Here is an 8,799-nt window from a genome sequence, read left to right as displayed (position 1 = left end):
TGGTTCATGACTGGGGTGAAGTCGTAACAAGGTAGCCCTAGGGGAACCTGGGGCTGGATCACCTCCTTACCTATACGACTAACTTAATGTTTGCTGAGTGTTCACACAGATTGCTTGTTTAGCTTCTCTTAGGAGAAGTCAGAGCTGAATGCGCCGCTAGCCGGTACGCATTGTTCTTTAACAATTTGGAAAGCTGATAGTATTTAATTGCATGAGTCTGTCATGTAATTAATTACAAAACGTTTAATGCGAAAGCATTGAACATGAGTTCTCAAACACTTTATTAAGTGTCTTGAATATTCAAAAGTAAATTATTCTTTGCTGAATAGTTTACGTCTAAGGCGCGTCCACTTCTTTGGTCAGAAGTGAGACAAGTAAAACCAAGCTGGTCGCAATGCGACGCAGATGAGTGAAACTCATTTGGGTTGTATGGTTAAGCGACTAAGCGTATACGGTGGATGCCTTGGCAGTCAGAGGCGATGAAGGACGTAGTAACTTGCGAAAAGCGTTGGCGAGCTAGTAACAAGCATTTGAGCTAACGATGTCCGAATGGGGGAACCCAGCAGCATAAGCTGTTATCGCAACATGAATACATAGTGTTGCGAGGCGAACGAGGGGAACTGAAACATCTAAGTACCCTTAGGAAAAGAAATCAACCGAGATTCCCCTAGTAGCGGCGAGCGAACGGGGATTAGCCCTTAAGTCAGTGGGGTGTTAGTGGAATGCGTTGGAAAGCGCAGCGGCACAGGGTGATAGCCCCGTACATGAAAACTAACCATTGATGAAAACGAGTAAGGCGGGACACGTGACATCCTGTTTGAATATGGGGGGACCATCCTCCAAGGCTAAATACTCCTGACTGACCGATAGTGAACCAGTACCGTGAGGGAAAGGCGAAAAGAACCCCTGTGAGGGGAGTGAAATAGAACCTGAAACCGTATACGTACAAGCAGTGGGAGCGGTTCTTGAGACCGTGACTGCGTACCTTTTGTATAATGGGTCAGCGACTTACATTTTGTAGCGAGGTTAAGCGAATAGCGGAGCCGTAGGGAAACCGAGTGTTAACTGCGCGTTTAGTTGCAAGGTGTAGACCCGAAACCCGGTGATCTAGCCATGGGCAGGTTGAAGGTTGAGTAACATCAACTGGAGGACCGAACCGACTAATGTTGAAAAATTAGCGGATGACTTGTGGCTGGGGGTGAAAGGCCAATCAAACCGGGAGATATCTGGTTCTCCTCGAAAGCTATTTAGGTAGCGCCTCGAGCGAATACCATTGGGGGTAGAGCACTGTTAAGGCTAGGGGGTCATCCCGACTTACCAACCCTTTGCAAACTCCGAATACCAATGAGTACTACTCGGGAGACAGACGGCGGGTGCTAACGTCCGTCGTCAAAAGGGAAACAACCCAGACCGTCAGCTAAGGTCCCAAAGTACTAGCTAAGTGGGAAACGATGTGGGAAGGCTTAGACAGCTAGGATGTTGGCTTAGAAGCAGCCATCATTTAAAGAAAGCGTAATAGCTCACTAGTCGAGTCGGCCTGCGCGGAAGATGTAACGGGGCTAAGCTAGTCACCGAAGCTACGGGTGCACAGTTTACTGTGCGCGGTAGAGGAGCGTTCTGTAAGCCGTTGAAGGTGAAGGGGTAACCCACGCTGGAGGTATCAGAAGTGCGAATGCTGACATGAGTAACGATAAAGGGGGTGAAAAACCCCCTCGCCGAAAGACCAAGGGTTCCTGTCCAACGTTAATCGGGGCAGGGTGAGTCGACCCCTAAGGTGAGGCCGAAAGGCGTAATCGATGGGAAACAGATTAATATTTCTGTACTTCCGCTAACTGCGATGGAGAGACGGAGAAGGCTAGGCTAGCGCGGCGTTGGTAGTCCGCGTTTAAGGTGGTAGGTGGTGTTCTTAGGCAAATCCGGGGACACGTACTTTAATGTACACACTGAGAGCTGATGACGAGGTCCTAAGGGACTGAAGTAGTTGATGCCATGCTTCCAGGAAAATCTTCTAAGCTTCAGGTTAGTGGGAATCGTACCCCAAACCGACACAGGTGGTCGGGTAGAGAATACCAAGGCGCTTGAGAGAACTCGGCTGAAGGAACTAGGCAAAATGGTACCGTAACTTCGGGAGAAGGTACGCTCYTGTTGGTGATGAGACTTGCTCTCTAAGCTGACGGGAGTCGCAGATACCAGGTGGCTGCAACTGTTTATCAAAAACACAGCACTGTGCAAACTCGCAAGAGGAAGTATACGGTGTGACGCCTGCCCGGTGCCGGAAGGTTAATTGATTGGGTTATCGCAAGAGAAGCTCATGATCGAAGCCCCGGTAAACGGCGGCCGTAACTATAACGGTCCTAAGGTAGCGAAATTCCTTGTCGGGTAAGTTCCGACCTGCACGAATGGCGTAATGATGGCCACGCTGTCTCCAGCCGAGACTCAGTGAAGTTGAAATTGCGGTGAAGATGCCGTATACCCGCGGCTAGACGGAAAGACCCCGTGAACCTTTACTATAGCTTGGCACTGAACATTGAACCTACATGTGTAGGATAGGTGGGAGACTWTGAAGTTGTGACGCTAGTCATGATGGAGTCGTCCTTGAAATACCACCCTTGTAGTTTTGATGTTCTAACCTAGGTCCCTTATCGGGATTAGGGACAGTGCCTGGTGGGTAGTTTGACTGGGGCGGTCTCCTCCCAAAGAGTAACGGAGGAGCACGAAGGTTGGCTAAGTACGGTCGGACATCGTACGGTTAGTGCAATGGCATAAGCCAGCTTAACTGCGAGACATACACGTCGAGCAGGTACGAAAGTAGGTCATAGTGATCCGGTGGTTCTGAATGGAAGGGCCATCGCTCAACGGATAAAAGGTACTCCGGGGATAACAGGCTGATACCGCCCAAGAGTTCATATCGACGGCGGTGTTTGGCACCTCGATGTCGGCTCATCACATCCTGGGGCTGAAGTCGGTCCCAAGGGTATGGCTGTTCGCCATTGAATCGATAACCGCTGAAAGCATCTAAGCGGGAAGCGAGCCCTAAGATGAGTCATCCCTAGGAATTTAATTCCTCTAAAGAGCCGTTCGAGACTAGGACGTTGATAGGCATGGTGTGTAAGCGTTGTGAGGCGTTGAGCTAACATGTACTAATGACTCGAGAGGCTTAACCATACAACCCAGATGGGTTTTACTGAAAATGTTCCAGACATTTTCTAGCACTTCCTCCTTCCATGGAGGTCGTACGAAAGCCTTAGACAGAATACAGATACTTGATAAAGTTTGAACTCAAACAAAGCAAATCAGCTTTCCGAATTATTATTAACGTGAGCCAAAGATGGACACGGTAATAAACAGAATTTGCTTGGTGACAATAGCCTTGTGGAACCACCTGATCCCATCCCGAACTCAGAAGTGAAACGCAAACGCGCCGATGGTAGTGTGGGGTCTCCCCATGTGAGAGTAGGTCATCGCCAAGCGCCTAATTATCTCATTGAGATGTAACGAAGCCAGCTGAATAAGCTGGCTTTTTTGCGTATGCAATTTGTGAAATCCAGCCTAGTGTCTATTTAATTAGTCAGTTTTCCTCCCATTTTTCTCTCCTTAACACTCTCTTTCACTCTTCATGACATCAATAGTAAGTAATGGTTGTCGATTATTTGTTCGGTTATTTTGTCAATGCTCCGATTTTGCTACAGCTATCTTAGTTCTCGATCGAGCCTAGCTATTGCTATTAGTTAAGCGGTTACTTACCTTATGTTTTAATTTATTGGGGTAGATAAGGATCTGAGATGAAGTTAGAGATGATTTGCACTGGGGAAGAGGTGTTGGCGGGACAGATTGTTGATACCAACGCCGCTTGGTTTGCCAGTACTATGATGGAGCATGGTGTCGAGATCCAGCGTCGAGTGACCGTCGGCGATCGCCTCGAGGATCTGATTGCGGTTTTCCAAGAACGTAGCTTACATGCCGATGTGATTCTCGTTAATGGTGGTCTCGGGCCGACGAGTGATGATATGTCTGCTTTAGCGATGGCGAAGGCGAAGGGCGAACCATTGGTTGAGAATGCGGAGTGGCGTGAGCGTTTAGAGGAGTGGTTTACCCGTAATAACCGTGAAATGCCTTTAAGTAATCTCAAGCAAGCTATGCTACCAGCCTCAGCTGTGATGGTTGATAACCCTGTGGGAACCGCTTGTGGTTTTAGAGTTAAGCTTAACCGCGCTTGGTTATTCTTTACGCCTGGTGTGCCTTTTGAGCTGAAGCACATGGTTACAGAGCAGTTTGTGCCCTTTATTCGCGATGAGTTTAACCTTGATGCTAAGGTTGCCTTAAAGAAACTGTTGACCATAGGCCAAGGTGAGTCCGCTTTGGCAGATAAGTTAGAACCGCTAGAGCTGCCAGAAGGCATTACTATTGGTTACCGCTCTTCTATGCCGCATATTGAGATTAAGATTTTCGCCCGTGGCGAGAAGGCGATTGCGGTATTACCTCGCGTCGCTGGGCACATCAAAATGGTGCTGGGTACTGCGGTTGTGGCGGAAGATAAAGCCACCCTTGCCGAAGAAATTCATTATAAGCTGCTTAACTCAGGCTTGACCTTAAGCGTTGCCGAGTCTTGCACTGGCGGCATGATCACCAGTCAGTTAGTTGATTTCCCTGGCAGTTCATCTTACTTACAGCACGGATTAGTGACTTACAGTAATGAATCTAAAGTTCGCGTGTTAGGTGTTAATCCTTCAACCTTAGATGATCATGGTGCTGTCTCTATTGCGACTGTGGAAGAAATGGCTAAGGGGGCAAGGCAAATTTTAGATAGTGACTATGCGCTGGCAACCAGTGGAATTGCGGGGCCCGATGGTGGCACAGATGAGAAACCTGTGGGCACTGTGGCGATCGCTTTAGCAACTCGCGGCGGTGTTTATAGTCAGATGATTAAACTACCGAGACGTTCACGGGATCTGGTACGCAGTTTAAGTGCTGCAGTGGCTTACGATATGCTAAGACGTGAGCTTTTAGCTGAAGCTGTGATCGTCGATTATCAGTCGATTGGGCGATTCAGTAAGTAACTCTTATACGGGCATATACCAGTTTAAACCTGCCAACAAAAATGCTCCCGAGGGAGCATTTTAACTTCTACAGAGATACAAAAATGGCAGATTATTTAGTGAACTTAAGTACTAATTTACCTGGGGCAACTTGAATGCTTTCGGTCATTTTTGCCATCAGTGCTTGGTTACTGTCCTTGGTATCCAGCACATACACAGGCTGGTTTTCTAAGAATTGCCTTAGATAACCCATCACCTGCGGCGTGGCACTGCTAATCGCTTTTTCAATATCCTTGGGCGTTGATTCCACTTTGACTAATTCGAGTTGGCGCAGATAGACACTGTGCGTTGCGCTGTCATACCAAGGCTTTGCTTCGAAAGTCGTCGTGAGTTTGGCACTCAATGGAAAGATCGGATTCTTAATTGATACTTGAGTTGCGGCACTTACGCTCATAGTGTCAGGTTTTACACCTAGCTTGACACTGATGTCGTTAATGCGTACTTCTGCGCCAACTAATTGATTGCCTTGTTTAATCTCAAAATGGATCTCTTTACTGAGGTACTGCTCCATTTCGTGCTCGCTGATACTGTACTGCGAGACGCAGCCGCCAAGCAGTACAGTCAGTCCCAAGCAAATCGTGCGGGAAAGTTTTTTCATTAACCAGTGTTTCTCATACCCGCTGCCACACCTGCAATGGTCAGCATTAGCGCTAACTGTACATGTTCAGACGCAGGAGTTTCGGTTGTTTCCTTACGTGTCCGCGCTAATAGCTCGGTTTGTAAGAAGTTTAATGGATCGATATACGGATTTCGCAGTTTAACTGATTCGCGATTCCACGGTGTATGCGCCATTAAACTATCCGATTTTGTCAACTTAAGCACGACTTTAATGCCCAGATCTAAGCGTTGGCGCAAGGTTTCGCCTAAGTGATGCAAGTCCTTAGGTACTAAACAGGTTTCGTAGTAGCGGGCCAAATTAGGTTCCGCCTTGGCGTAGACCATTTCCAGCATTGAAATACGAGTGCTGAAGAAGGGCCATTCCCGCTCCATATCTTGCAGTAAGCCCATCTCACCACGTTCACTGGCGGCTTGTAGTGCTTCACCTGCGCCGAGCCATGCAGGTAACATCAAGCGGTTTTGCGACCAAGCAAAAATCCACGGAATGGCTCGCAGACTTTCGATCCCACCATCGACACGACGTTTGGCAGGACGGCTGCCGAGTGGCAGTTTCCCTAATTCCACTTCTGGCGTTGCCGCGCGGAAATAAGCCACAAAATCAGGTTCATCACGCACTATGCCACGGTAAGCACCCACTGATTCTTCAGCGATACGTTGCATGCAATTGCGCCACTCTTGCTTCGGCTCTGGCGGTGGTAATAGGGTTGCTTCCAATACGGCCGAGGTATACAGGGCCAAGCTTTGAACCGCGAGTTTTGGCAAGCCAAACTTGAAGCGGATCATTTCGCCCTGCTCAGTCACACGAATGCGGCCATCTACCGAACCTGGTGGTTGCGATAGGATTGCTTTGTGTGCAGGACCACCCCCGCGACCAATGCTGCCACCACGGCCATGGAATAGCGTAAGCTTGACGCCTGCTTGTTTACAGACCGCCACTAACTGCTCTTGGGCGTAATACTGAGCCCAAGCCGCCGCCATGACACCGGCATCTTTAGCCGAGTCAGAGTAACCAATCATGACTTCTTGCATGCCTTTGGTGTAACCACGATACCAGTCGATATCGAGCAAATCGGTAATACAGGCCGCGGCGTTGTTTAAGTCGCTTAAGGTTTCAAATAGCGGTACCACGCGCATTGGGTGCGAACAGCCCGTTTCTTTGAGCAAGAGTAAAACCGTTAAGACATCCGATGGCTTACCCGCCATCGAAATCACATAGGATCCAAGTGCTTTAGCCGGATGTTTAGCAATCAAACGACAGGTATTAAGCACTTCGGCCACATCGGCTGAGGGTTGCCAGTTACCTGGGATCAGTGGACGACGGTTGCTGAGTTCGCGTAATAGGAAAGCTTGTTTCTCGGTTTCATCCCAATGGTTGAAATCACCCATGCCGAGATAGCGAGTTAATTCGGCGAGCACATCGCTGTGACGGCTGGCGTCTTGGCGAATGTCGAGTCTGAGCATGTGAATGCCAAAACAGGCGAGGCGACGGAGAATATCAAGCAATAAACCGTTGGCGATTAAGCGCATACCGCAGTCGGTCAAACTCTTATAAAGCATTTCTAACGGCGCTTTGAGATCGCTTTCTTGCCAAATCAGGCTCGACTTATCGACTTCAGGATTGTGGCCTTCAATGCGCGCATTTAAATAATCTATGGTATCGCGCAGTCTTTGACGAATGGAGCGCAACACGTGGCGGTAAGGTTCGCAGCTGTTATTGGTATAAGCCTTTAACTCATCATTGGCTTCTTCCATCGATAGTTCACCGACCAGTAGGACTATGTCTTTTAAGAATAATCTGGCGGCAGCATGGCGGTTACGGTCGAGCACCTCTTGGGTGACTTTTGCGGTAACAAACGGGTTGCCATCGCGATCGCCGCCCATCCAGCTTGAAAAGCGCACTGGCGCGATATCAATCGGTAATTGCTGCCCTGTGCGTTGCTGCACTCGGTCGTTAAGTTGTCTTAAGAAGTCAGGCACCGCATGCCAGAGTGACTCTTCAATGGTGGATAATCCCCAGCGGGCTTCATCCACTGGAGTGGGGCGCTCGCGGCGGATCTCATTGGTGTGCCATATTTGCGCGATTAATTGGCGCAGGCGCAGATTGATCTGTTGACGTTCTCTATCCGACAGTTGGTCGTTTTCTTGCTCTGTTAAGCAGTCGACAATGGCGGCGTATTTTTGGATCAGGGTGCGACGGGAAATTTCAGTGGGGTGCGCTGTTAGCACCAGATCGATATCCAGTGTTTTTAGACAGTCGAGCATTTTAGCTTGGTCGACACGACCATTGAGCATGCGGCCTAGGAGTTGTTCCACTGGGTCTGGTACGCAGACAAGTTCGTCGCAATTACGACTGATAGTATGAAATTGCTCGGATAAGTTAGCTAAGTTAAGAAATTGGTTAAAAGCTTTTGCAAAAGGGACTAATTCTTCGTCTGGCAAAGCTGTCAGTAACTCGAGCATTTGCTCTCTGGCGGCTTGATCGCCTCGGCGTGAGTCTTTGGCAAGCTTACGGATCTGTTCAACCTTCTCAAGAAAAGAGTCCCCAAGATGGGTACGCATAGTATCGCCAAGGATTTGGCCTAACATACTCACGTTCGATCTTAATGACGCATACATATCTGTCATATTGTCTGCCGCGTTTACTGACATAGTTACTCCGAATAGAAAAACATAAAAATCCGCTGTGCATTTAGCCCGTTAGCACAATACCTATCACTTGGGGCTATGGTCAACAGCAGAACTTATAACTTATACGACTGGCTTATCCGATATGCAACCAATCACGGTATTTGATGAAGAATATTCAATAGAAATGCGAAGTCACGCAATATTTTTTGATGATTAGTGCAAGTGAATATGAAGTGCATCATTTTATGCTTTGCAGACATGTATCTTAGCTGTTAATGAAAAGGACTGATTTTGACTCATGTTGACCCTGGATAACTGTGTTATTAACGAGTTAGCTGAATGGGAACTGTGTCTTCGATATCCTAATTTGAGCTTAAAAGATGAAAATAAATTAAAAATATATATTCACATATATTGCATAAGTAGATCTTTGTGGTAGTCTAGCCATCAGTTGAGA

3 protein-coding genes and 3 rRNA genes (1 of these 6 cut by a window edge) are annotated in these 8,799 nt (G+C 47.9%); 4 read left to right on the top strand and 2 right to left on the bottom strand.

From position 1 onward, the window contains the following. The 4 genes from L5M40_RS18360 to L5M40_RS18345 form a co-directional block, all read left to right on the top strand. Positions 1–69, top strand: a 16S ribosomal RNA gene (locus L5M40_RS18360) (its annotated part extends 1,146 nt beyond the left edge of the window); the annotation flags it as partial. A gap of 362 nt (positions 70–431) precedes the next feature. Continuing rightward, a 23S ribosomal RNA gene (locus L5M40_RS18355) occupies positions 432–3,165 on the top strand. Positions 3,166–3,354: 189 nt separating this feature from the next. Then, a 5S ribosomal RNA gene (gene rrf / locus L5M40_RS18350) occupies positions 3,355–3,470 on the top strand. A gap of 312 nt (positions 3,471–3,782) precedes the next feature. After that, the gene (locus L5M40_RS18345) at positions 3,783–5,057 is read left to right on the top strand and encodes a CinA family nicotinamide mononucleotide deamidase-related protein (protein ID WP_263177076.1); all 1,275 of its coding nucleotides are present in this window, start codon (positions 3,783–3,785) and stop codon (positions 5,055–5,057) included. A gap of 91 nt (positions 5,058–5,148) precedes the next feature. Here L5M40_RS18345 and L5M40_RS18340 read toward each other — a convergent pair whose 3' ends face one another. Then, the gene (locus L5M40_RS18340; protein WP_263147679.1) at positions 5,149–5,694 is read right to left on the bottom strand and encodes a DUF1439 domain-containing protein; all 546 of its coding nucleotides are present in this window, start codon (positions 5,692–5,694) and stop codon (positions 5,149–5,151) included. Further along, positions 5,694–8,363 carry a phosphoenolpyruvate carboxylase gene (gene ppc, locus L5M40_RS18335; RefSeq protein WP_263174079.1) on the bottom strand — a complete coding sequence of 890 codons (2,670 nt, stop codon included), beginning with the start codon at positions 8,361–8,363 and terminating at the stop codon, positions 5,694–5,696. The genes L5M40_RS18340 and ppc overlap by 1 nt, the downstream gene beginning before the upstream one ends. Between the last annotated feature and the right edge of the window lie 436 nt (positions 8,364–8,799).

Source organism: Shewanella sp. SM68, from assembly GCF_025653925.1.
Lineage (GTDB): Bacteria > Pseudomonadota > Gammaproteobacteria > Enterobacterales > Shewanellaceae > Shewanella > Shewanella oncorhynchi.
This window is presented reverse-complemented; position numbering and strand designations above follow the sequence as displayed.

What these genes read in the sequence shown, in the direction of transcription:
- L5M40_RS18340 (WP_263147679.1), bottom strand. Translation starts at nt 5,694, where the DNA reads ATGAAAAAACTTTCCCGCACGATTTGCTTGGGACTGACTGTACTGCTT.
- L5M40_RS18345 (WP_263177076.1), top strand. Translation starts at nt 3,783, where the DNA reads ATGAAGTTAGAGATGATTTGCACTGGGGAAGAGGTGTTGGCGGGACAG.
- ppc (WP_263174079.1), bottom strand. Translation starts at nt 8,363, where the DNA reads ATGTCAGTAAACGCGGCAGACAATATGACAGATATGTATGCGTCATTA.